This is a genomic window from Bifidobacterium sp. RTP21102st3_E2_RTP21102_210122 (genome assembly GCF_040916945.1).
Classification (GTDB): Bacteria; Actinomycetota; Actinomycetes; order Actinomycetales; family Bifidobacteriaceae; genus Bifidobacterium; species Bifidobacterium longum.
Map to the genome: position 1 here is coordinate 369,933 of NZ_JBCPAN010000002.1, position 25,042 is coordinate 394,974.

A 25,042-nucleotide genomic window follows, 5' to 3' on the forward strand; every position below is an offset into this window, starting at 1 on the left:
AGACGGACGAGGAGCGGATTATGGCATCGGATTTCTGGCTGATTGCGGGACTGGGCAACCCCGGCAAAAAATATGAGGACACGCGGCACAACATGGGCTTCATGACCGCCGACGTGCTCGCCGAACGTTGGACGGTGAACTTCGCCGATCACAAGGGCTTGGCCATGCTCGGTAAAAGCGTGATGAACCTGGACGGCCGCACCGTCAAGTTCTTTCTGGCCAAGCCGCTGACTTATATGAATGATTCCGGCAATGCGGTGGCTTCCATTAGCGCCTATTACCAGATCGAGCCCGACCATATTGTGGTGATTCACGATGACATGGACTTGGAATTCGGCCGTATCAAGGTCAAGGCAGGCGGCTCCGCAGGCGGCCACAACGGCATCAAGTCGATTGACCGTTCCCTCGGCACGCCGAAATACGCGCGTGTGCGCATGGGCGTCGGTCACTCCAAGCGCGGTGCGAACGCGCATGACAACACGGTGAACTGGGTGCTGGGCGGATTCGGTCCGGACCAGCGCAAGCAGCTGCCCGAATTCCTGGCTGACGGCGCCGACGCCGCCGAGGACATCATCTTCCACGGTCTTGCCAAGACCCAGGAGAAGTTCAATGGCCGGTGAGGCGACGCACCCGGACCTGATCAACGGCTCACTGGTAGGCATCCTGTCTGAGCTGGAACAGGACAAGACCTTCCTGAAGCTCGCCGCCGGCGACATCGAGGCTTCGGACGACGTCGACAACTCCGTCCTGGCCGGCATCCCCGAAGGCTTGCGCCCGGCTTTGGCCGCCGCCATCGGGCAGGGTGTGGCCGGCAAACCCGGCAAGCCGGTCGTGCTGGTCGTGGCCTCCGGCCGCGAAGCCGAAGAGACCGTGGGCTCGCTGCGCTCCTGGTATGATGGCGACCCGAACGACATCGCCCAGCTCGAAGCCTGGGAAACCCTGCCGCACGAGCGTCTGAGCCCGCGCGCGGACACCGTGGCCAGCCGCATGGCCGTGTTCCGCAGACTCAAGCATCCGAGCGATACCGATTCGATGTTCGGCCCGATTCGCATTCTCGTCATGCCGATCCGCTCGCTCATCCAGCCAGTCGTCCAAGGACTGGGCGATGTCGAGCCGCTCGTGTTCACCGTGGGGGAGGACCTGCCCCTCGACGAAGCCGCCAAACGTCTGATCGAAAACGCCTATACGCGCGTGGACCTGGTCATGGACCGTGGCGAGTTCGCGGTGCGCGGAGGCATTCTTGACGTATTCCCGCCCACCGCACCGCACCCGGTGCGTATCGAATTCTTCGGCGACGAAATTGACACCATCAAGGAATTCCACGCCTCCGACCAGCGTACCTACGGCGACGGCCTCAAGACCATCTGGGCCACCGCATGCCGTGAACTGCAGCTGACCGACGCCGTGCGCACCCGCGCCAAAGCCTTGGTCGGTTCGATTCCCAATGCTGAGGACATGCTCGAATCCATCGCCAACGCCATTCCGGTCGAAGGCATGGAATCCCTGATGCCCGCACTCGTGGACCATCTGGAACCGGTGGGCTCCATGCTTCCCAAGCACGCCGTGATCCTCCTGAGCGACCCGGAGAAACTACGCCGCTCCGCCGAAGACTTGGCAAAAACCGCGAACGAGTTCCTGGCCGCCAGCTGGCATGTGGCCGCCTCCGGCCACGGCGCCGGCGCGCCCATCAGCTTCGACGAAGCCAGCTTCCTCGACTATGCGGAAACCATCAGCTCCCTCGAATACTCCGAACATCCGGTGATTCGCCTCACCAGTTTCGGCGTGGACACCACGTTGACCGGCCATGTGCAGCTCGACGCCCAGAACCCGGCCGAATTCCGAGGGGATGAGGCCAAGGCCTCCCAAGGCATCGAAGGCCTGCTCGATGCCGGCTTCCACGTCACCATCACCGCCGCTGCGGCCGGCACCTTGGCCAGGCTCAAGCGTGCGATCAACACTACCGGCATCGCCAATTTCGACGTCATCCGCTCTCAGGCCATCGACGGCTTCGTGGACAAAGCCGCCAAAATCGCCCTGCTCACCGAACGCGACCTGACCGGCCGCACTTCGGCCGTGGCCGTGGCCAAAGCGCCGAAACGCCGGCGCAAGGCCATCGACTTGGTGGAACTCAAAAAAGGCGATTACGTGGTGCACGAGCAGCACGGCATTGGCCGGTTCATCGAAATGCGCCAGCGCACCATCGGCACCGGCGCCAACAAAACCACTCGCGAATACCTGGTCATCGAATATGCGCCTTCCAAGCGCGGCGCCCCGGCGGACAAACTGTTCATCCCCACCGACCAGCTCGACCAGGTCAGCAAATACATCGGTGCCGAAGCCCCCAAGCTCAACAAGCTCGGCGGCTCCGACTGGGCGGCCACCAAGGCCAAGGCCCGCAAACACGTCCACGAGATCGCCGACGACCTGATCAAGCTGTACTCCGCCCGCCAGCGCGCCAGGGGCTTCGCGTTCAGCCCGGACACCCCATGGCAGAAGGAACTGGAAGACGCCTTCCCCTATCAGGAAACCGCCGACCAGCTCACCACCATCGACGAGGTCAAATCCGACATGGAGAAGCCCGTGCCGATGGACCGCCTCATCTGCGGCGACGTGGGCTTCGGCAAAACCGAAATCGCACTGCGTGCCGCCTTCAAGGCCGTGCAGGACGGCAAGCAGGTGGCCGTGCTCGTGCCCACCACGCTGCTTGTCCAGCAGCATTACGAGACGTTCAGCGAACGATTCGAGGGTTTCCCGGTCAATGTGGCGGCCATGAGCCGATTCCAGACCACCAAAGAGATCAACGAGACCATCGAGGGGCTGGAAACCGGCACGGTGGACGTGGTCATCGGCACGCACAAGCTGCTGAACCCGAAAATCAAGTTCAAGGATCTGGGACTCGTCATCATCGATGAGGAGCAGCGTTTCGGCGTGGGACACAAGGAGACGCTGAAAGCCCTGCGCACCAACGTGGACGTGCTGTCCCTGTCTGCCACGCCTATCCCGCGCACGCTGGAAATGGCCGTGACCGGCATTCGCGAGATGTCCACGCTCGCCACCCCGCCCGAAGACCGGTTGCCGGTGCTGACCTATGTGGGCGCCTACGAGGATGCGCAGGTCACCGCAGCCGTACGCCGCGAACTGCTGCGAGGCGGCCAGGTGTTCTATGTCCACAATCGTGTGCAGGACATCTCGTCCATCGCCGACAAGATCCACACGCTGGTGCCCGAGGCGCACGTCGGCATCGCCCACGGCAAGATGGGGGAGAAGCAGCTCGACCAGATCATCCGCGACTTCTGGCATCGCGACATCGACGTGCTCGTGTGTACCACAATCATCGAGACCGGTCTTGATATCTCCAATGCGAACACGCTGATCGTCGACCATGCCGACCGTTTCGGCTTGAGCCAGCTCCATCAGCTGCGTGGCCGCGTCGGTCGCGGCCGCGAGCGCGCGTACGCCTACTTCTTGTACGACCCGTCCAAGCCGATGACCGAGCAGTCCCATGACCGGCTCGCCACCATCGCGCAGAACACGGCGCTCGGCTCCGGTTTCGACGTGGCCATGAAGGACTTGGAATTGCGCGGCACCGGTAACCTTCTGGGCGACGAGCAGTCCGGCCATATCGAGGGCGTGGGCTTCGACCTGTACGTACGCATGGTGTCCGAAGCCGTGGAAAAGTACAAGGAGCCCGAAGAGAACGTCGAGCCGGTGGCCGTGTCCATCGACCTGCCCATCGAAGCGTCGATTCCGATCGAGTACATTGATTCGGACAAGCTGCGTCTGGAAGCGTACCGCAAGCTCGCCTCCGCCCGCAACGAGGCCGATCTGAAGGATTTGGAAGAGGAACTTACCGACCGTTACGGCAAGCCGCCGGTCGAATTCGAGACCCTGTTCGACGTGGCCCGTCTGAAGTTCAAGGCCCGCAAGCTCGGCATTTCGGAGATTCTCGCGCAATCCAACCGCGTGCGCATCGGTCGCATCGACCCGCCCGAATCCATCCAGATGCGTATGGGCCGTATTTACAAAGGCACCCAATACCGCCCGGTCACCCACCAACTCATCGTCCCCACCCCGTTCACCGGCTCCCTGGGCCAGGGTCCCATGAGCTCCGACCAGGTAGTCCTCTGGACCAACCAGTTACTTGATGATTTGGCATGGACCCCGTCGTCAAGCAAACGGCAGAGCCGTTTGTAGACGGGGTGCGAGGCGACAGTCGAGCCAGCTATGGCTCACCGGGCAACCTCCGGTGAGCCATATTCATATTCATGCCGTCGTTTGTGACGATGATTCACCCCAGACGGAATCGTTCCGACTGTCCAGCGAGCGAGATTAAGTGACTGCTATGAGCGAAACGACTACGAGCCGCACGAACCAGAGCGCGACCACGGCAACACTTGCCGGCTATGAGATTCCCCGCCTTGGCATGGGCACGATGGCGCTCGCCATCGAGGGGCGCCCCTCCAACCGTGATCAGGCAATCGAGACCATCCATGCCGCGCTCGATGCCGGAGTCCGTTATTTGGACACGGCTTGGTCCTATTATCTGCCCAGCGCACCCGGCACCGGCGAACCGGAGGATATGGGCTATGGCGAATATCTGGTCCGCGATGCTCTGCACTCGTGGCATGGCCCCAAAGATCAGGTGCTCGTAGCCACCAAAACCGGCTGGCTGCGCACGCTTGACGGCAACGGCAACTACGGCTGGCAGGCCGACGCCCGACCTGAAACCATGATCGCCAATGCCAAGGAATCAGCCCGCCGCCTCGGTGTCGATACGCTCGATCTGCTCTACTCGCACTGCAATGATCCGCAGGTGCCGTACGAAGACCAGATGGGCGCACTCAAGCAGCTCGTGGACGAAGGTGTGGCCAAAGCTGTCGGCATCTCCAGAATCGACAACGCGGACATCGAAACCGCCCGCAATATTTTGGGCGATCGTCTCGTGGCCGTCCAGAACCAGTTCTCCCCGGTCCACCGCGACCCTGAACACACGTTGGAAACCTGCGAAAAGCTCGGTTTGGCTTTTGTCTGCTGGTCGCCACTCGGCGGATTCCTCGACCCGTTCAACGAGCATCTGTTCGACCGGTTCCGCGAAGTCGCCAAGATTCACGACTGCTCCTACCAGCGCGTCACGCTCGCGTGGGAACTTGCGCAATACCAATATCTGTTCACGATTCCCTCGGCCAGAAACCCGCAGGAGATTCAGGACTCGTTCAAAGCCAGCGAACTGAAATTGTCCGACAGTGAGATCGGCTACCTCAATGGCAAGGACGTTGACTGAGCGATTTCGTCCGTACTGCCTTGCAATCAGGCGGCACACTGGCATTGTGAGCGCTAACGCTAATTTTTGGGCGTGTTGTTCACAACGTCCACAAATCGCACTACTCTTAAGAATGTCATTCAAGATACACAACCGTTTTAAGGAGTAGTTGTGGCAGTAATTGAAAGCGTGTACGCGCGTCAGATTCTCGATTCCCGCGGCAACCCGACCGTTCAGGTCGTTCTGGACACCGAAGACGGCGCCCAGGGCCTGGGCCTGGTCCCGTCCGGCGCCTCCACCGGTGAGGCCGAGGCTTGGGAGCGTCGCGATGGCGACAAGTCCGTCTACGGCGGCAAGGGTGTTCTTAACGCGGTCAAGGCCGTGAACGAGGTCATCGCTCCGAAGGTCATCGGCATGGACGCTGCTGACCAGCGCGCTCTGGACGACCTGATGATCGAGCTCGACGGCACCCCGAACAAGGGCAAGCTGGGCGCCAACGCCATCCTGGGCGTCTCCCTGGCTGCTCTGTACGCTTCCGCCGAGTCCGCCGGCCTGCCGCTGTACCGCTACATCGGCGGCACCAACGGCCACATCCTGCCGGTCCCGAACATGAACATCATGAACGGTGGCGCTCACGCTGACTTCGCCACCGACATTCAGGAGTACATGATCTCCCCGTACGGCTTCGACACCTACTCCGAGGCTCTGCGCGCTGGCGTTGAGGTCTACCACACCCTGAAGAACGTCCTGAAGAAGGAAGGCCTGAACACCGGCCTCGGCGACGAGGGCGGCTTCGCCCCGAAGATGAAGTCCAACGAGGACTCCCTCAAGTACATCATGGACGCCATCTCCGCCGCCGGCTACGAGCCTGGCAAGCAGATCGGCATCTGCCTGGATGTCGCCTCCTCCGAGTTCTACAACAAGGAGACCGGCAAGTACCGCTTCGACGGTGAAGAGCGTGACTCCGCCTACATGCTCGACTACTACGAGAACCTCATCAACGAGTACCCGATCGTCTCCATCGAGGACCCGTTCAACGAGGAAGGCTGGGAAGACTGGGCTGCCATCACCGCTCGCCTCGGCGATCGTCTGCAGTTCGTCGGCGACGACCTGCTGGTCACCAACCCGGCTCGTCTGCAGAAGGCCATCGACCTCGGCGCCGCCAACTCCCTGCTGGTCAAGCTGAACCAGATCGGTTCCGTCACTGAGACCCTCGACGCCATCGAGCTGGCCACCGCCAACGGCTACACCTCCATGGTTTCCCACCGCTCCGGCGAGACCCCGGACACCACCATCTCCGACCTGGCTGTTGCTAAGAACACCCGCCAGATCAAGACCGGTGCCCCGGCCCGTGGCGAGCGCGTTGCCAAGTACAACCGCCTGCTCGAGATCGAGGAGGAGCTCGGCTCCACCGCTCAGTACGCCGGCTACAGCGCCTTCAAGGCCTGCAAGAAGTACCTGGCCAAGTGAGCTGAAACGCCCGTAAAGGCGTGAGTTTCCACTGAAGCTCGATACCCGTCGTATTCGTCAAGTCGAATGCGGCGGGTATTTTCGTGTGACATGAGCAAGTCGTCCCGTACCGGCAAACCTGGCAAAACCGGCAAAGCACGAGTTAGGAAAAAAGGGTCGGCGGGGCCTATAGCGTTCTTCGTCTCCCTGTTCATTATCGCCCTTGGCACCATCCAGCTGGTCTCCACCTTCCACACCTATGCCCTGAACCTGGCCGAACTCAATGGTCTCAAGCGTGAGGAGGCTTCGCTGATTGCCCAAAAGCAGGAGTTGGAAAACGACATCAAGCGTTGGGATGACAAGGCCTACATCACCGCCCAGGCCCGTGAACGCCTCGGCTTCGTATTCCCCGGCGAACAGGCCGTGCGTGTGCTTCATCCCGAAGCCGTGACCGGCTCCGATAGCGAATCCCAGAAAACGGAAGATTCCAGTAGCAGCAACAAAAAAGTCCTGCCATGGTACAGCGAACTGTCTTACTCGCTCAAAAAGGCCGATGAGCCTGTGACCGATAGCGAGTCCGGCAAATCCGATATTTCCGGTTCCTCTGACTCGTCATCCAACGACTCATCCAAGCGGTCCGATAAGTCAGACCAGAACACCCAATCCGATCAGAACACCCAACAGAATACCCAACAGAACACAGGGGAGGGAACCCAACAGTGACCATCGATATCGCCGCCAAGGCCAAGGCCCTTGTCGATACCGTGCTTGCCGAGCCCGCCAACGATCATGACATCGACCTGGTGCAGCGTCAGCTCGGCCGATACCCGCGCGGCATGGTCGCCGTGGGGGCGCGATGCGTCTGCGGTAGGCCACTTGCCGTAATCACCCGTCCGGTGTTGCCCGGCGGAATCCCTTTCCCCACCACGTGCTATCTGACCGGTCCGGAAGCCGTCAAGGCCGCCTCCCATGTCGAGGCCGCCGGCGTGATGCAGCAATACAACGACATGTTGGCCTCGGACGAGGAGCTCAAGGCCGCATATGAGCAGGCCCATAACCTGTATCTGGCATTCCGCCACGAACTGGCAGGACGTCTTGGCGACAGTGAGGAGCATATTGAAGGCACTTCGGCCGGCGGCATGCCGGTGCGCGTCAAGTGCCTGCATGCCCTGCTGGCCCAGTCCTTGGTTATGGGGCCGGGCGTCAACCCCATTGGCGATTTGGTACTGGAACGCGTCAAAGACGAATTCGATCCGACCGTCTGCCGCTGCACGCTGGACGATTGATCAACAGATGAGCCAGCGCGAACAGTCCATTCATACGCACTAAGGGATACGAGGAGAAGGCAATGAGCAAGGAATCCGTAACCGTCGCCGGCATTGATTGCGGCACGAACTCCATTCGACTGAAAATCGCACGTGTCGATGCCGATGGCATGCATGAGGTGGTGCCGCGCATCCTGCGTGTGATCCGTCTCGGCCAGGATGTGGACAAGACCCATCGTTTTGCCGACGAAGCGTTGGAACGCGCCTATGTGGCCGCTCGGGAATTCGCCGGTGTGATTGCCGAACATCCCATCGACGGCCTGCGTTTCGTTGCCACCTCTGCAACTCGTGACGCGGAAAACCGTGAGGAGTTCGAGGATGAGATCGAACGTATCCTCGGCGTGCGCCCCGAAGTCATTCCCGGCACCGAAGAAGCCGACCTGAGCTTCCTTGGTGCCACTTCCGTGGTCAATCGCGACGATCTGCCCGCCCCCTATCTGGTGGTTGATCTCGGCGGCGGGTCCACCGAGCTGGTCATCGGTGGCAACGGCGTCAGTGCGCCCACTACCCAGGTTCAGGGCGCGTTTTCCATGAACATCGGTTCCGTGCGCATGACCGAACGTCATCTGACCAATGATCCGCCGACCCAGACACAGATCGATGAGGCCGTTGCGGACGTCGATGAACATATCGATGAGGCCTTCCGCACCGTGGACGCAGGCAAGGCCCGTACCATCATTGGCGTGTCCGGCACGGTGACCACGATGACCGCCTTGGCCATGGGATTGAAGGAATACGACCACACCGTGGTCGACGGGCATCGGTTGAGCCTTGAAGACGCCTATGCCGTGGACGACAAGTTCCTTAGGATGACGCGCGCCGAGCGCCGCGAATACAAGACCATCCACCCCGGCCGTATCGATGTGGTCGGCGGCGGCGCTGTGGTCTGGAGCCGTGTGCTGGCGCGTGTCAGCGAAGCCGCCAAGGCCGATCATGGTGAAGCCATCGATTCGTTCGTTGCCAGCGAACACGGTCTGCTGGACGGCATTGTGCTCGATTATGGTCGCCGGTTGCTGGCTCAATAGCGTAAGTGGTAAGTGCCTCCAGCGGGCTGAGCCGTTAAGCAAACAGCCCGGTGGGCTGTTTGTAGGCGAGGGGAGCGGCTATGCCGCGACGGCTGCACGAAGTGCAGCAACCCGCAAGCAATGCTCAGGGCAGGAGATAGCTTATAATAGAAAAGTTGGCCTCCGTGGCGAAATGGTATACGCAGTCGACTTAAAATCGATCGCTTCGGCTTGTGGGTTCGAGTCCCACCGGAGGCACCTTGAAATCGGCCTGTGGCCGATGCCGTTTTTGCGGCTGTGCCGTGGTCTCTCCCCAGTCGGCTTCGCCGACAGCCCCCCCTCGTCAGAGGGGGCTCGCAGCTCACTATGTGGAGAGCTTATAAGGCCGAAACAAAAGGCCGTTAGGCTATGTGGCGTTGTGACGATGTACCTGATGAAACGAGGAATCCACATGGCTTCACGCTGGACCGATGTCGAACGAGTCGAACAAGGCGCACTGCCCACCATGCTTGCCCAAGCCGTCATTGCGGGCACTGCACTCACCGTTGGTGCCATCGCCTGCTCGGGATTCTATCTGTCCATGATCGGCAATGTGGCCGCACTCCTGCCATGGGCGACTATCGTGATACTGATCGCCGTGGCGTTCACCTACATCGTCGGCTTCGCCCTGTTGTGGTGTGCCGAAGCCCTGACCCTGCGTGCCAACGACAAACTCAAGCCATGGCTGTACGGCGTCGTCGGATTAATCGGCTACGGCGTGTGGGGCATGTTCGTGATGAGCGCGATGATGAACACGCTGAACCAGCCGCTGAACGGCGTGGTGTTGTCGAACGGCGATGTGATGGCCCTGACCGTCAACTACGCGGTGTTCGGCTTCATCGCCTTCCTGTTGGCACAGGCGTACGCGCCCAAAATCGCCACCAAGAAGGGACTGACCATCGGGCTGATGGTGGTGCAGATCGTATTGGCCATCATCGGTATCATCGTACTGGTCATGATGTTCTCCGCACTGTCTCACTGACTGACTTATCGCTCGCCGGCACGACGCGCGCGGCCATCATCGCACAAGGCGAAAGCGATTCCGGGCGCTGGGCTGGGATACGATATCGTGATGGCATGACGCCTGGTAACACCGGCATGCCGAACCAGCAGGGGAGAAGGAGCCAAATGTTCAGTGTGCTTGACATGTTCACCATCGGCGTCGGACCTTCATCCTCGCACACCGTAGGCCCGATGGTCGCGGCACATGCTTTCGCCTCCTCGTTGCAGGCCGACCATTTGGTCGATCGCACCGCACGTGTCAAAATCACGCTTTATGGTTCTCTGGCGCTGACCGGTCTCGGCCACGGCACCGATCGTGCTACGATGGCCGGGCTCGAAGGCAATCTGCCGGCCACCGTGGATACCGACCACATGATGCACATCCGCGAGATCTGCGCGGTGGACGATACTCTGAACCTCGCCGGCCTCAAACGCATCCATTTCGACTACGACCGTGACGTGGTGTTCGAACAATGGAAGCGCATGGCCGCGCACCCCAATGGCATGCGATTCCAGGCGTTCGACGCCGCCGCAAGCTTGGTCGACGAACAGGTCTGGTATTCCATCGGCGGCGGATTCGTGCGCAAAGGCGCTCCCGAAGACCCGATGATCGGCATTCATGAACGCCCTCCGGAAGGCGCCTCCTTTGCCGATGCGGACGAGTCATCATCCACTGATTTCGGCGTCGAGGCACCCTACCCGTTCTCATCATGCACTGAACTGGTGTCGTTATGCCGGGAACATCATCTCAGCATCGCCGAACTTGTATGGGCCAACGAAACCGCTTCACGCTCGGGCATCCAGGTCCGATCCGATATTGATGCCATCTGGCGTGTTATGCGCGCCTGTGTGGACCACGGATGCACCTCGGCGGAACCCACATTGCCCGGTGGCCTTGACGTACCCCGCCGCGCGCCGAAAATGTATCGGCGTCTCGCCTCGAATTCCGATGTGCTGCGCCGCGACAGCCGGCGCAAAGACGCCGTGCTCGAGTCTTCCGACGCCGCATGGGTGGATCTCTTCGCCTTGGCCGTCTCTGAGGAGAATGCCGGAGGCGGGCGCATCGTAACCGCTCCGACCAACGGTTCCGCCGGCATCATTCCCGCCGTGCTTCACTATTACTGGCATTTCGTGGACAACGCCAATGAACAGGGCGTGGTCACGTTTCTGCTGACCGCCGGTGCCATCGGATACCTGTTCAAACGCAACGCCTCAATTTCCGGTGCGGAAGTCGGTTGCCAGGGCGAAGTCGGCTCGGCCTGTTCGATGGCGGCGGCCGGACTTGCCGCAGTCGTGGGCGGCACGCCGGAACAGGTGGAGAATGCTGCTGAGATCGGCATCGAACACAACTTGGGTCTGACTTGCGATCCGGTGGGCGGATTGGTGCAGATTCCATGCATCGAGCGCAATGCCATGGCCGCCAACACCGCCATCAACGCCGTGCGTATGGCCATGCTCGGCGACGGCTCACACATCGTGACCCTTGATCAGGCCATCGAAACCATGAAGCAGACCGGTGAAGACATGATGGCCAAATACAAGGAGACCTCCAAGGGCGGGCTTGCCGTCAATGTCGTCGAATGCTGATTGACATGTCCGGTATTCACCAGCATGATGACCGGAATTGACGTATACGGCCAGCGTGTCGTATCGCACAGGGATGAAGGACTACCGCCGATTCGCCGATGGTGCTAAGGTAGGGCGCATTGTGTCTTTGAAGGAGGACTAATGACAGATCAGATGCCTCAGGTGAACGCCGAATTCGGCACCACGCCCGTTATCGAGTTCCCGACGCCCGAAGCCCCGAAGGGCCTCAAGGTTGTGGAGCTGACCGAGGGAGACGGCCCGATCGTGCGTCGCGGCGACACCGTCACCGTGAACTACCACGGCGTGGTGTGGGGTAAGGACACCCCATTCGACTCCAGCTTCGACCGTCATCAGCCCGCCAGCTTCGGCATCGGCGTGGGACAGGTCATCAAGGGCTGGGACCAGACTGTGCCGGGCCATAACGTGGGTTCGCGTCTGGTGGTTTCCATTCCGCCGGAATACGGCTACGGTTCCTGCGGCATCCCGCAGGCCGGCATCGGCGGCGAGGACACGCTGGTGTTCGTCATCGACATCATTTCCACCCGCTGACCATAGGTCAGCACATGACGAACGCCGGGGTCATAGCCGGCGTTTTGTCATAAATAACGAAGATTGTTTCAGCATCGACAACGGTTCAGGAGGACGATATGGCTGAGGACAAGGTCTACCTGCTGACGCAGGAAGCATACAACAAGATGAAGGAAGAGCTCGCCCATCGTGAAGGTGAGCTGCGTGAGGAAATCGCGCACAAGATCGCCGTGGCGCGTGCCGAGGGCGACTTGTCCGAGAACGGCGGCTACCAGGCCGCCCGTGAGGCGCAGAGCAAGAACGAGGGCCGCATCACCGAGCTCACCGTCAAGCTGCGCGATTCCAAGATCATCGAGAATGCTCCGGAAGGCACCGTGGGCGAGGGCTCTGTGGTGACCATCGAGCTCAACGGCAACGAGATGACCTACGTGCTCGGCAGCCGTGACATCGTGGCCGGCACCGACTACGACATCATGACCCCGGATTCCCCGATTGGCAAGGCCATCGAGGGCGCCAAGGTGGGCGACGTCGTTTCCTACACCGCACCGAACGGCCGCGAGCTGTCCGTGACTGTCAAGGCCGCCAAGCCGCTGGCCTGAGTTAAGTGACTGGTATGCCCCCGTAGGCGGGGGCATACTTATATGTCGTAGCGCTTATTGCCACAGCGAGACGATCACCATGTAGATGGCCACCATATGGCAGGCATATCCGGCCACCGTTCCGCAGTGGAAAATCTCATGGAATCCGAAGACGCGAGGCCAAGGGTCGGGCTTGCGCAAGGCGTAGACGATGGCGCCGAGGATGTAGCAGGCACCGCCGGCGCACAGCAGCACCACCACGGCTGGCCCCGCATACGGCGAATTCCAGAACAACACCATATAAGCCAGGCCGTAGATGCCGAAGATGATGTACACCACCGTATACAGCCAGCGTGGTGCATTGATCCAGATCACATGAATCACGATGGCGATGGCCGTGCACGCCCACATCGATATGATGATCACATTGCGCCAGAACGGTTCCAGCGCAAACGAAACCGGGGTATACGTGCCGGCAATGAGCAGGAAGATGTTGACATGATCGATACGCCGCAGCACATCGGTGACGCGCGGGCTCCAATCGCCCAGATGGTAGCAGGCCGAATTGGTGAACAGAATCAGCGACGCTGTCATGAACACGGCACACGCCCACTTCAGACTCGCGCCATGTGCCAAGCATATAAGCACGATGCCTGCCGCCAATGACAGGGGAGCGGCAATCGCGTGAATCCAGCCGCGCATCAACGGCTTTGGCCGTCCGTGCACGTCGAGACGAATCTTGCGTTCCACTTCCGCAGGGGCAATGCCCTCGATTTTCAGCGCACGGTTCTCCGCTTTGGCGAGCTGGTGCCGGGCCTTCTCCTCGGCTTTGGCTCGAATGGCCTCGGCCTTGAACTGGGCCTTGGCCCGTACGGCATCAGCCTTGGCCTGCAACGCCTGTTCGCGCGCCTCGATAGCCGCCTGACGCTTGGATGCGATGGTGGCATCCTCTGCAATCGTCGCGCTGTTATGAGCGTCGTGATGCATCGTCTTTTCCGAGTCGCCGGTTGTTGATGCCATGGTGATGCCCCCGTTTCACGAGTTGACGATACGCTTCTTACGCTGCCGTAACCTACGTTAGCGTAACTTTTATGCTTGTCAATACCGACTCGCACGAACACTATCACCCAATGGCGGCGATACTATGGAATCCGAAGATGAGAACGTCGCAGCAATAAAGGGCTCGGCGATGGTGTATTGCACGGAGTGTGGGTTTGCCAACGAGCAAGGAAATGCCTTCTGTTCGCAGTGCGGAAGCCCATTGGAGCAGCCCGAGGCCAATCCGGCGGCCCCTGCTTCTCCTGAACCTCCCGCCGGGCGTCCTGGCGTCGATCACACCAAAGCGCAGGCAAACGCGATGATGGGTTCCATGGACACAGCAATGCCGGCAATATGGTGGCGGCTTCGGATATCAAACTGTACGTGATGCTTGCCGTGTACGATAAGCAACATGCCGGCACCTTGGCCACGGGCGGGAAGCCGTGCAACGCGATTGGCGCGGTATTGAAGATGCGATGTCGTCATAGTCGTCGTACTTGCCCGTGTGGCTTGCCGCGACGGCGGCGGTGCGTCTGCGTATGATAGGGATATGGCTGATTTTTCACATATCCTTGCAACGCGCCCCGACTTCGACGACGAGGACCGCGAGTGGCTGCATCATCTTGTCGCCGATTGGCAGGTGATCGCCGATTTGAGCTTTGCCGATCTGCTGCTGCTGGTACAGGATGGCGATGGCAAATACGTGGTGGCCGAGCAATGCCGTCCATCCACCGTTATGACGCTGCGGGCGGAAGACGTGGTGGGAAACGTCATGCCGGACGACATGGTCGGCGAATTGGACGCCGCCATGCTCTCCAGCGTGGTGTTCCGCTCCACGGTATTGAGAACCGTGGGCAAGGCGACCGTCTGCAACGTGTACGCGCCGGTTCGGCACAATGGCAAGACCTTGGGCTTGGTCGTGCGTGAGACCAATATGGCCACACGAGAATCCAACGGCCGATATGAGTCGGAAAGCATCAACGCCGGCAAGCATCTGTACGAGATGATTCCGCGAGGCCAATTCCCCTACAAGGATTCGGTGATGAGCCAACGCCATATCGCTCGCGTGGCGGACGGCTTCATCATCCTGACCATGGACGGCGTGGTTCGATACGCAGCCCCGAACGCCATCAGCTGCTTTAGGCGTCTCGGTCTGCTGACCACCATGCCTGGCCATTACCTCAGCGAACTCGGCACACAGCTATTGAAGGAGAACGACCCTGTTCCGGAAACCCTGCCGTTGGTGTTGACAGGCAAAGCCGCGGTCGACTCCGAACTCAACGCCAACCGTTCCGCCGTCTCGATGCGCTCGTTGCCCTTGTATGACAACAACGGCCGTATCGGAGCGATTCTGCTATGCCGTGACGTCACCGAGCTGCGCCGTCGTGAGCAGGAGCTGCAGACCAAGGACGCTACGATTTCCGAGATTCACCATCGTGTCAAGAACAACCTGCAGGCCGTCTCCGCATTGCTGAGGCTTCAGGCTCGTAAGACCAAGTCGGATGAGGTCAAGAAGGAATTGCAGGAGGCGCAACGCCGCGTGCAGACCATTGCCATGGTGCATGAGGGATTGAGCCAGACCGCCGACGAGGTCGTCGACTTCGACAAGGTGATCGCCAACCTGCTGCGCATGGCCGTGGACCTAGCCACGATGAAAGACCAGCACATCGATATCAACTACATGGGCAAGTTCGGCATGATGCCCGCTCAGGATGCCACGCCGCTGTCCCTCGTGCTGACCGAGCTCATCACCAATTCGGTGGAGCATGGGTTCGAAGGCCGCAAGGATGGCCATATCACGATTTCCGTGGGCCGCTCCGGCCCGAACCTCAATGTGGTGGTCGAGGATGACGGTTCCGGTCTCGGCTCCGAAGAACAGGGTGGATTGGCTCGTTCTTCCGGTTCCGGTTTGGGCACGCAGATCATCAACACCTTTGTGACCAATGATTTCGGTGGTTCCGTGCATTGGGAGCCGCGCCGCGAAGGCGGCACCCGCGTGGTGCTTGATATGAAGCTCAGGGCTGCTCAGGACGAGTGATGCGAAGCCCGAAATGAGGAAACCCTCCCAAGCGGGAGGGTTTCCTAGTATGACGAAGCGATAATCAAAACATCAGATTTGCATCTGCATGGCCTGAGAACGGCGGGCGCGCATGGCGCGGCGCTTCAGCGCACGACGCTCATCTTCGCTCAAGCCGCCCCACACGCCGTAATCCTGATTGGTGTCCAGTGCGCACTTCAGGCATGCGTCAATCACTTTGCAGGTGCGGCACACGGCCTTGGCCTCCTCAATCTGCTGATAGGCTGCACCGGTGTTGCCCACCGGGAAGAAGAGTTCCGGATCCTTGTCACGACATGCGGCCTTGGCTCGCCAATCAAAAGCGCTGCTCATTGCTTGCCTCCCTTAAAAGCCCCGTGGCTGGTGTTGTTCCTTAAGCCCAGTACCAAGGTAACCACGAACCGTGGTGATTTTCAAGAGGTTTTGCCGAGAAAAAACCGAAGTTTTCACGAAGCGCACTGCACCAGACATGCCGATGTGCCCTCGATGAGCACGGCCCGGCCCGCGTTGTCGGCATCGATATGACTCATCATATCCAATAGGCGAGCGGGGACTCCGGCCATAAGATCGGACGTTCTCTCCCCGCACGGGAACACGATTCTGGTATTGCAATGCTCCGGTATACGTATCGGGCGAATCGTGCTGACGGCGAATACCACGCTGACGGACTCATCGGCCAACGCATGTGTGAAAGACAGCGCCTGCTCGTCGGTGCGGAATGGGTCGAACAACTCATCGGCGTCGTCGACGAACCACACGATATGCGGAGGCGGTGGTGCATCCGAGCTGGCATACGGCGTGCAGCGGCCGCCATGAAGCCATTGCGAGCTCCATACCCGACGATGCGGGGAACTGACACGTACCGCCAAGCCATCAGCCATGCTGGCGTGTCGAGCCAATGTTTTCAGCAACGTGGTTTTGCCGCGCCCCTGCGGGCCGATGACACCGATATTGCCACCGGTGAGGGATACCGTCGCCTCTCGCAGGTTGATGCCATCGTCGGCAAGTCCAAATCGAATGCGTTGCGGTGCGTGGTCGGCCACAGTCCGGTCTTTTACGTGCCGGGGGAGTGGCGCGGTAAACAGGGACGGTTGCGGCGGGCTTCCGACGAACCGCGATGCGAACGCGATCTGGCGGCACACCGCATCGATATCGCGTGCCGTTGCACAGCGGAATGCCGTCACCTGTTCGGAATCGTTGCAGAACGCCGCACCGGGCATTGCCGGACTGAGGTCGGCGGCACGACCATCGCCAAGCAGCTCGCATGATTGCAGACGGTCCCGAACCCGTAAACAAATGCTGACGGACATATTCGCCTTCATATCGGCACTGACCTGACCCATGGGATTCTGCGTACAGGCGATCAGATACATGCCCAGTGACCTGCCGAGCGAGGCAATACGCACCAGACGATTCACATAATCCGGGAGCTGGTCCTTCAGGGCATGGAATTCGTCAATGACCACGATCAGGCGCGGTGGTGGATTGACCATATCGCGGATATCGGAAGCATGGACAGCGGCGGACAGCTGTTCACGGCGTGTCAGTTCGGCTTCCAGCGCACGCAACGCGCGTACGGCATGCGCCAGATCCAGATCGCATACGCTGCCCACGGTATGCGGCAACCGTTCGAGTTTGCGGAACGCGGAACCGCCTTTGAAATCCAAGAACACGAAATTCAGATGCTCAGGCCCGTTCATCGAGGCGAGCGCCAGACACCAGCTTTGCAGCAACACGGATTTTCCGGAACCAGTGGTGCCGGCCACCAGAGCATGCGGCCCCTGACGGTTCAGATCGAGCATCAGCGGCTCGCTTCCGGTCATGCCGATCGGCACCGCAAGGTCAAGGGGTTCAAGCCAGCGGCCCACAATGGCGCGCCATGGCAGGCGTGCGAAGTGCAGCAGCGATTCTATCGGCTGCGACGGCGCATGACGGAGGTCTGCGGCGCGGTCATCGGCGTCGCCCGTGATACCGACATCGATCGTTGCCTGTTGCGGATCGGGAGCCTTCTCCGGGCCTGGAGGCGAGGGGAGCGTCAGCAGCAGGGACACGAGACAGGCGAATATGCCCGGTGCGATCATGGCGGCGAACAGCCATTGCCCGTGCAACAGCAGTATGACCATCATCAATGCCTGCGCGATCATCGGGCATGCCGCGGCAAACATGGTCAGGCGGGCGCGCAATGGCGGCGCGCCCAAACGGTGCTTCGCCCGGGATACGGCGGATGCCGTATGGACGGAATGTCGCTTCGAATCGTTCTGCTGTGATGTCATGCTTCCAGCGTGGGGGAACGCATGCCGAAAGCGCAAGCCGAATCAAGGTATGTGGTTCTAGCTTGCCGAGTTATCCACATGACATTTTGCCCGTGCATGATTGGTGGTGTAGGCAACGGTGACGATCATGCGCCGATGATGAAGCCGATGGGCTCCGGGAAAGCGTCGGTCAGCCTTCCGCCAGATTGCCCACGGTGCCGGCCTTATACGTGCCGTCGGCAAGTTGATTGAACAGTTCGGTGTTCTTGGCGTCGTCAAGCAGCACCGAGGAACCAACGCCATCAACGTAATAATCGGGGTCGGACCAGTACACGCTGCCGGAGATGCCATTCGAGCCGGTGGCGCTTTTGAACGCCAACGCCATGGTGAGCAACGTGTAAGGGTTGGTCTTCTCGTCCACGGTGAGTGCGCTCATCGCGGCATTGGACACTGCCACGATTTTGGACGGATTGGTCAGGGTCTCACTGCTGGAAGCCTTCTTGACGATGGCCGAGATGACCTGTCGCTGGCGTTCGTTGCGTCCGAAGTCTCCTCGCGCGTCGGCATATCGCATACGAGAGAAGGACAATGCGGTGGAACCATCCGCCGTATGGCATCCCGCCTTCCAGTTCAGTCCGGAATAGGAATCCTGAACATCCTCGTCATAGCACAGTTCGATACCGCCCAAGGCGTTCACCACGTTCTGCAGACCGCCGAACTTGATCTGTGCCACATGATCGATTTTCTGGCCGGTGATCTGCTCGACGTTGCTTACCAAAGCCTTCTTGCCCGCAATCAGCGCCACCGCATTGATTTTCATGTACTGGTTATCGACGTTCATGAGCGAATCGCGGGGAATGGAAACCAACGAACTCGGCCCGCTTTTGGGCTTGATCAGCACCAGAATCGTATCGGTCCTGAAGCCAGAGATATTGTCTACGCCGCCGTAATCGGTGGAACCGTCACGCTCATCGGAGCCAAGAATCAGCCAAGTCGAGGCCGGCGTGTTGGGGGTGTCGGTCAGCCAGTCGCTCCGATTCAGTTTGCTGTCCACCCATTGCCAGGCACCGAAAACGGAAAGAATCAACGCCGCCACCAGTACCGCGATTGCGCATAGGGTGATGCGTAAGGCTCGCGGACGGCGTGCCGTTACCGTTTTCGCCGTTGCCGCCGCCGGCCGGCCAAGATGGCTGAACTTCGTGGACACGTTTGCTGCTGGCGATGAGGGCCGGGAAACCGGCATATCCGACGGATTGCGCACGGCGTTGCGGGATGAGCCGGAAGACATCCGCGCTCGCGACGGCGGAATGCTGCGCGGTGCGGCGGCATCCGGAGCCGTGCTGCGAGTGGCGCGTCCGGTTTTCGGAGAAAAACTGGGCGGAGTCCGCCTGCCGTTGTCCGCGACGTTGGCGCTTGCCGTGGCGTTGGCGTTCAGTTGAGGCTCTTCGATGTCATTTCCCGTGACGGACGGACGGGCCGATGGAGCTTGACCTGACTGGCGCGAGGTTCGGGCGGGGGCGAAGGAGCGTGGCACCTGCCCGGAAGGCCGGGTGCGTCGATTTCCCGCAGGAATGAAGCTTGGCGGGTTGATATGCGGATCCGCCCCACCTGATTCCTGCGTCATAACCCCTCCTGAAACTGTCGATTGTCTGAATGACACTTTGACACAGCATCCGCCGGGTGTTCCTGCGCTATGGTGTTCCTGCGCAGGAACGGCACAATATCATGTGCAACGGCGTCAGGGCATCGCGTTCACGCCATAGCACACAGTTCCATAAAAATGATGTAATGACACGAGAAAGAATTTGACAAAACCGAAATTGCATGTGTGTAATTTAGTCCGTATGAAAAGCTCAATAGGCAAGGAGAATCGCATGTGGGGTGTGGTCGACGATTCAGCCGAAGAGCCATGGCACGAATTGTGGGGACTATTCCGACCTGATGGCGATGTATCTTGGCAGCACAAGGCGTTGTGCGCGCAAACCGATCCGGAGGCGTTCTTCCCGGAAAAGGGGGGCTCGACCCGTGATGCCAAACGTGTGTGCGCAAAATGCGAAGTGCGTGAGCAATGCCTGAAATGGGCCATCGACCATGATGAGCGATTCGGTATTTGGGGTGGCATGAGCGAGCGCGAACGCCGTCGATATAAGCGAGAGCACCGGGAGCGGGCGTAGCTCCACACACCCCCTTCAAGTCTGGTGCGTACACTGGGAGTTTATGAGTCCGACAGGTAATAGCGATATTCATGAGGCGTTGGCCGACGCCATGTCTTCTCGACCATATACGCATAGGCAGGATGTGGATACCGGCATTACGGCTGTGATCACCGTTGAGGAGGATATGCGTTTCCTCCGGTCTACATTGCGTTCGGTATTGACGCAGAATGTTCTTCCGGGGGTCGTCATCATCGCCGACGCGACCGGGCGCACCAGTTCGAGGATAACCACCTCGTTCGAGGTCATCCCCTCGCCATCGGGGCCGGTGATGGAGGTGCCGCAGTCCAAGCATGTGACCATTCACATCGTCTCGGCCAAGGGCGCACGCTCCTTCGGCGATGCGGTCAGCCGGGCATTGGATCGTGCCGATCTGGATGACGCTCCCCGCGCATTGTGGCTGCTCCATGATGATTCCCGCCCTTCGGATGACTCATGCCTTGAACGATTGCTTGAGGCGTGGCGCAATACGCCGGGCGCCAGTGTGCTCGGGTGCAAACAGTGCGATTGGGAAGGCTCCCATCTGCATGATGTCGGTATGTATGCGGGTCACCACGCCGTGCATTCCCTGGTGGTCGATGGAGAACCCGATCAGGAGCAGTATGACGGGCGGCAGGATGTGTTTGCGGTGTCGCTGGCAGGCGCGCTGGTGTCCATGTCGCAATTCACGCGACTGCGGGGCATCAATGCCTGGCTGACCACCTACAGCGAATCGGTTGATTTCTGCCGCCGTGTCTGCCTGAGCGGCGGACGCGTGGTGGTTGTCCCGCAAGCGGAGATATCACATCGTCGCGCACGGTATGAGGGCATTCGTACGCGAGGCGGGGAACCGCTTAAGGACGATCACACGGTCAATCATGCGATGACGGTGCATCGCTCCCAACAGCGGTATCTGTACACGGACCTGGCCATGTCGTCCTGGTTTATCGTCTGGCTGTGGAGGCTGCTCCGCAGTTTTGGCATGGCCATATCCATGATGTTCGGCAAGAAGCCGTATGAAGCATGGGTGCAATTGTGCCTGCCATGGCTGGCCTTGGCCGATATCGCGGGAAACATGAAATCACGCAGTCTGGTGGCCAGACAATCGAAGGTCGCCGCATCGTCCCTGCATGTCTTGTTCGCAGACAGCCAGCAGATCAAGCAGTTCCATGATCGTCGGGATGCATTCCAATCCCAGCAGGGCAGAGTGCTGCTCAGTCCGCTGGAACGTGCCCATCTGCGGACACGCACCATATATCGCTGGAGCGCGGCCGTGGTGATGGCGCTGGTGTGCTTTGCGGCCATCGCGGTGATGTATTGGCCGGTGTTCCGTTCGATATTCTCCGGCGGATCGTTGTATTCCGATGTGTTGCTTCCCACCGGTGCCAGCTTCACGCAACTGGTGCAGTCCGCCACCACGCCGTGGGTGTTTGGCAGCGGCACCGGCATTCCTGCGCCGCCCACGCCGTGGCTGCTGGTGCTGATGCTGGCCTCGTTGGTCACGCTCGGCCATGTGACCGCCGCTTTGGCGATGATACTGTTTGTGGCCGCGCCGCTGAGCGCATTGTCGTTCTGGGCGCTGGCGGGCGTATTCACCCGCTCGGACGTGGTTCGTGTGCTGGGAGGACTGCTGTGGGCATCCACCGGCATTATGTTCGGCTGGTATGCGCAGGCCAATATGCCGATGCTTACCGTAATGGTGTTCCTGCCGGCCGCGTTCGCATTCGTGTTCCGTGCCGTGGGCATGTACCATACCGAAGACCCGCTCAAGCCGCGCACATCCGTTCAGGCCGCGGCCATCGCCGCACTGTGCTTCATCCCTGTGGTGGCCGCTGAACCGCAGCTGCTGTTCGCGCTGATCGTCGTGTTCCTGATGTTCCTGCTATTCGTGCGTCGCAAGCGCGCCATGCTGTTGCTAATTCCGGTTCCTGCCGCCTTTGCGGTGGCTCCTACGCTCGTCAATGCGGTGCGTTACGCCGATTTGGGCATGTGGCGTCAACTGTTCGGCGACATCACGGTGCCAACGTCATCCGCCAACGGGTCGCCGGCGTCGCTGAGTCTGCTTGAGGCCGCACAGCGTGCGCTGGGATGGCGAATGGGGTCGACTGATTATGCCGATTTGGCGGTCACTGTGCTGTTTGGCGTCATCACGCTGCTTGCTCTTGCTTCGCTGGTGCTGCCGTTCGCGTTGCGGACCTCGCGACTGATGTGGGTGGTAATCGTCTGCGGAGGCGCGCTCGCCCTGGTCTCCAGCCGTGTGGCCATAACCGTGGATGCCGATGGTGTCGTGGCCGGTTCCGCGCAGCCGGGCATCGCGATGATGATATTGGGCTTCCTCGCCTGCGTGTGTCTCGTCGCTGGTGGGGCGGTGAAGCGATTCCAACCGTTGCATGCGTCTGGCAGTGATCCCGCATCGAAAAAGGACCGTCTGCATGTGCTCATCGTGTCTGGCCGTGTGGTGCTTGCTCTGATACTGGTGTGCTGCATTGGCATCCAATGCATGTATGGCATCGAACGTCATAAGGATGCGGGACTGGGCGTGTCTGAAAACGGCCTGCCCATGGTCACCACCGATTATCTGGAGGCCGGTGCCGATCATCGTGTGCTTGCCGTGAGCGCGGAGACCCGCAACATCGTCAACTATGCGGTGATGCGCACCTCGCGCGGCGATTTGATCGACAGCTCTCCGGTCCAGCGGGCGCGCCTGCTGTCCGGCAAGCATGATGCGGTTGACGAACAACTGGCCCAGTCCTGTGCCTCGCTGCTGTCCAATCCCGACGAAGAGGCCATCGCGGCCATCAGCGCGCTTGGATTCGGCGGCATCTACGTGGTTCCCGAGACCGGCGATTCCTTGAACGACATGCCGTATGAACAGTTGAGCGCGAATATCGCCGCATCGAACGGCACCCAGTCCCTGGTCTCCACGGATAGCGGCAGCTACTATCGTCTGACGCTGCGTAGCAGCGCCTCACAGCAGGTGGATACCTCATGGCAGCAACGTGCACAGCATAGTGTCTGGAGGCACGCCTGGCTGATATGCCTAGGTGTGATCACGGCGTTGTACTGCTTGGTCGCCATGCCTCGCAGACGACCGTCCTACGGATTGGAGGAGCAGGCATGAGCAACAAAACTTCTGGTTTCAAACGTGCGATCGGCATCGTGCTCGGTGTGATCACCATGCTGGTGTTGATTGCGCTGTTCGTCGTTCTCGTCATGGCCCCCATCCCCAATATCTGGGTGGATAAGGTGGCCGCTTCCGATAATGCCATCGACCAGACCGTTAGTCCGACCCAGTCCGAAACCTACTGCCCGGCACCTATAGGATTGGCCGATACCGGCACGTACGGCGACAGCGCCTTCCAGGCCACTGTCGGCAATCTGAGCACACAAGCGCGCTATGCGGCGTTCGGCTCCGTCTACAGCGCCACTGTCTCGGCGATCGGACAAAAGTCCAGTTCAGATGACGTAACTTTGAAAGACGCCGATTCGACCGACGATTCCTCGGTGAAAACCGGTGCTCAGAAGATCAATCAGGGAGCTCGTCTGATCAATACCCGTATGCTGCAGGCCGCAGCTGGCACCGGCACCGTCGGCACCATCGCATCATGGGCCGATGATGGCGATGTGAGAGGCATATCGGCGGCATCCTGCGTATCGACCTCGCTCAGCCAGTCGTTCCTGCTCTCCGACAGCACGACCGGTACCACACAGCAGCTCATCGTCTCGAATCTCTCCACCAAGCCGACCACCGTCGACATTGCCGTCTGGGGTTCCGAGACAGCCGGGAAAATGGCATTGTCCACCCAATCCACGCTGTCTGTGCCAGCCGAGGGGGAGTCCTCGATGGAACTGTCCGCCGCGGTCGATGGGCAGCATGGTCTGTTCGTGACCGTTTCCAGCAAGGAGACTCCTATCGCGTCCGTGGTGCGCACGGTGACCATGGATGGTCTGACACCGAAGGGTTCTGATTTCGCGCTGCCGCTGCCGACCGCATCCAATGCATCGGTGGCGCCGTCCATCACTGCCGGCGATGCGGTCACCGCTTATCTGTTCGCCAAGGCAGACACCAGCACCGGGCTGTCATGGATTACCGCCAAAGGCTTGGTTCCCGCCAAAGATGCCACCGTCACTGCTGATAAAGTGACGGCGATCGACTTGGGAGAAGCTCCTGATGGGGCGTTGGGCGTGATGTCCACCGCAGAGGACGCCGTGTCGTTCTCCGTCAAGGCCACACGCTCCGGTGACTCCGGCCAAGCCGATTTCGCATTGGTCAATGCCGGCGAGCCATCCGAATTCTCGGGGTTGGCCCTTCCCGACGGAGTAAAGGCCTCCATCACGCTGGCCAATACGTCCAATGCGCGCAGGACGGTCACCTTGCGCGCCTACGATGATGCCGGTGCTTCGGTAACCTCCAAGGAAATCACACTGGATGCGAACGCAGCACAAACGATTGAAGCCGGCAATCTTTCCGGCGATCATGGCACCGCGGTCGTGCTGATGTTGGAGGACTCATCCAAGAAAGTGAGCTGGGGAGCGCGGTTCAGTCACGATTCGTTGCAAGACAAGGACATCGCCGGATTGTCCGTCATCGACGCTTCAACGCTGATGCCCGCCACGGTTCATGTCTGGGCTCGGAACGATTCCTCCATCGTCAAGTAGAAGGGTATGCTCGCCGAAGCGTCAGTCTGATGATGTTTCGGCGGCGATATAGCTGCGGGCCGTGCCACTACCT

20 protein-coding genes and 1 tRNA gene are annotated in these 25,042 nt (G+C 60.3%); 17 read left to right on the forward strand and 4 right to left on the reverse strand.

Translation table 11 applies throughout. From position 1 onward, the window contains the following. Positions 1-20: 20 nt before the first annotated feature. The 12 genes from pth (at position 21) to AB5287_RS03620 (ending at position 12,793) form a co-directional block, all read left to right on the forward strand. Positions 21-620, forward strand: a complete 600-nt coding sequence (pth, locus tag AB5287_RS03565) for an aminoacyl-tRNA hydrolase (protein ID WP_007053586.1) — start codon at positions 21-23, stop codon at positions 618-620. After that, the gene (mfd, locus tag AB5287_RS03570; protein WP_368220665.1) at positions 610-4,194 is read left to right on the forward strand and encodes a transcription-repair coupling factor; all 3,585 of its coding nucleotides are present in this window, start codon (positions 610-612) and stop codon (positions 4,192-4,194) included. The genes pth and mfd overlap by 11 nt, the downstream gene beginning before the upstream one ends. Positions 4,195-4,342: 148 nt before the next feature. After that, positions 4,343-5,281: an aldo/keto reductase gene (locus AB5287_RS03575; RefSeq protein ID WP_010080784.1), complete on the forward strand. Its 939-nt coding sequence runs from the start codon at positions 4,343-4,345 to the stop codon at positions 5,279-5,281. A 150-nt stretch (positions 5,282-5,431) separates the two neighbouring features. Further along, a complete protein-coding gene (gene eno, locus AB5287_RS03580; protein ID WP_007051126.1) occupies positions 5,432-6,730 on the forward strand; it encodes a phosphopyruvate hydratase in 1,299 nt (432 codons plus the stop codon). Positions 6,731-6,820: 90 nt separating this feature from the next. Beyond that, positions 6,821-7,432 (forward strand): septum formation initiator family protein, encoded by a 612-nt coding sequence (locus AB5287_RS03585; RefSeq protein WP_008782788.1) that lies wholly within the window; start codon positions 6,821-6,823, stop codon positions 7,430-7,432. Then, the gene (locus AB5287_RS03590; RefSeq protein ID WP_007051124.1) at positions 7,429-7,995 is read left to right on the forward strand and encodes a DUF501 domain-containing protein; all 567 of its coding nucleotides are present in this window, start codon (positions 7,429-7,431) and stop codon (positions 7,993-7,995) included. The genes AB5287_RS03585 and AB5287_RS03590 overlap by 4 nt, the downstream gene beginning before the upstream one ends. A 62-nt stretch (positions 7,996-8,057) precedes the next feature. Continuing rightward, positions 8,058-9,059 carry a Ppx/GppA phosphatase family protein gene (locus AB5287_RS03595; RefSeq protein WP_053495864.1) on the forward strand — a complete coding sequence of 334 codons (1,002 nt, stop codon included), beginning with the start codon at positions 8,058-8,060 and terminating at the stop codon, positions 9,057-9,059. A 158-nt stretch (positions 9,060-9,217) separates the two neighbouring features. After that, positions 9,218-9,296, forward strand: a tRNA-Leu gene (locus AB5287_RS03600). Between the two features lie 193 nt (positions 9,297-9,489). Beyond that, entirely contained in the window at positions 9,490-10,059 is a 570-nt protein-coding gene (locus AB5287_RS03605; RefSeq protein WP_007055112.1) for a hypothetical protein, read from the forward strand. A 146-nt stretch (positions 10,060-10,205) separates the two neighbouring features. Then, positions 10,206-11,666 (forward strand): L-serine ammonia-lyase, encoded by a 1,461-nt coding sequence (locus AB5287_RS03610; protein WP_368220668.1) that lies wholly within the window; start codon positions 10,206-10,208, stop codon positions 11,664-11,666. Positions 11,667-11,807: 141 nt separating this feature from the next. Further along, a complete protein-coding gene (locus AB5287_RS03615) occupies positions 11,808-12,215 on the forward strand; it encodes an FKBP-type peptidyl-prolyl cis-trans isomerase (RefSeq protein WP_368220670.1) in 408 nt (135 codons plus the stop codon). 98 nt (positions 12,216-12,313) lie between these two features. Then, complete coding sequence (locus AB5287_RS03620) at positions 12,314-12,793, forward strand: transcription elongation factor GreA (protein ID WP_007055115.1); 480 nt, start codon at positions 12,314-12,316, stop codon at positions 12,791-12,793. A 54-nt stretch (positions 12,794-12,847) separates the two neighbouring features. On the opposite strand, the gene AB5287_RS03625 is transcribed toward AB5287_RS03620, so the two are convergent. After that, positions 12,848-13,759 (reverse strand): hemolysin III family protein, encoded by a 912-nt coding sequence (locus tag AB5287_RS03625; protein ID WP_368220694.1) that lies wholly within the window; start codon positions 13,757-13,759, stop codon positions 12,848-12,850. Positions 13,760-13,961: 202 nt separating this feature from the next. Here AB5287_RS03625 and AB5287_RS03630 point away from each other — a divergent pair, with 202 nt between their 5' ends. Both AB5287_RS03630 and AB5287_RS03635 read left to right on the forward strand, forming a co-directional pair. Then, a complete protein-coding gene (locus AB5287_RS03630) occupies positions 13,962-14,198 on the forward strand; it encodes a zinc-ribbon domain-containing protein (RefSeq protein WP_080749352.1) in 237 nt (78 codons plus the stop codon). 162 nt (positions 14,199-14,360) lie between these two features. Continuing rightward, positions 14,361-15,848, forward strand: a complete 1,488-nt coding sequence (locus AB5287_RS03635; RefSeq protein WP_007051898.1) for a sensor histidine kinase — start codon at positions 14,361-14,363, stop codon at positions 15,846-15,848. 72 nt (positions 15,849-15,920) lie between these two features. Here AB5287_RS03635 and AB5287_RS03640 read toward each other — a convergent pair whose 3' ends face one another. The 3 genes from AB5287_RS03640 to AB5287_RS03650 form a co-directional block, all read right to left on the reverse strand. Next, positions 15,921-16,199, reverse strand: coding sequence for a WhiB family transcriptional regulator (locus tag AB5287_RS03640; protein ID WP_003835265.1), 279 nt, complete (start codon positions 16,197-16,199; stop codon positions 15,921-15,923). 113 nt (positions 16,200-16,312) lie between these two features. Next, on the reverse strand, positions 16,313-18,139 hold the full coding sequence (locus AB5287_RS03645) for an FtsK/SpoIIIE domain-containing protein (protein ID WP_007051899.1): 1,827 nt from the start codon (positions 18,137-18,139) through the stop codon (positions 16,313-16,315). Positions 18,140-18,308: 169 nt separating this feature from the next. Then, positions 18,309-19,742 (reverse strand): LCP family protein, encoded by a 1,434-nt coding sequence (locus tag AB5287_RS03650; RefSeq protein WP_021975633.1) that lies wholly within the window; start codon positions 19,740-19,742, stop codon positions 18,309-18,311. A 250-nt stretch (positions 19,743-19,992) separates the two neighbouring features. On the opposite strand from AB5287_RS03650, the gene AB5287_RS03655 reads away from it, so the two are divergent. The 3 genes from AB5287_RS03655 to AB5287_RS03665 are packed head-to-tail and all read left to right on the forward strand — an operon-like array spanning position 19,993 to position 24,969. Continuing rightward, positions 19,993-20,292, forward strand: coding sequence for a WhiB family transcriptional regulator (locus AB5287_RS03655; protein ID WP_007051901.1), 300 nt, complete (start codon positions 19,993-19,995; stop codon positions 20,290-20,292). A gap of 43 nt (positions 20,293-20,335) precedes the next feature. Further along, positions 20,336-23,431, forward strand: coding sequence for a glycosyltransferase family 2 protein (locus AB5287_RS03660; RefSeq protein ID WP_131294241.1), 3,096 nt, complete (start codon positions 20,336-20,338; stop codon positions 23,429-23,431). Then, positions 23,428-24,969: a DUF5719 family protein gene (locus tag AB5287_RS03665; RefSeq protein WP_007053571.1), complete on the forward strand. Its 1,542-nt coding sequence runs from the start codon at positions 23,428-23,430 to the stop codon at positions 24,967-24,969. The genes AB5287_RS03660 and AB5287_RS03665 overlap by 4 nt, the downstream gene beginning before the upstream one ends. Positions 24,970-25,042: the final 73 nt, after the last annotated feature.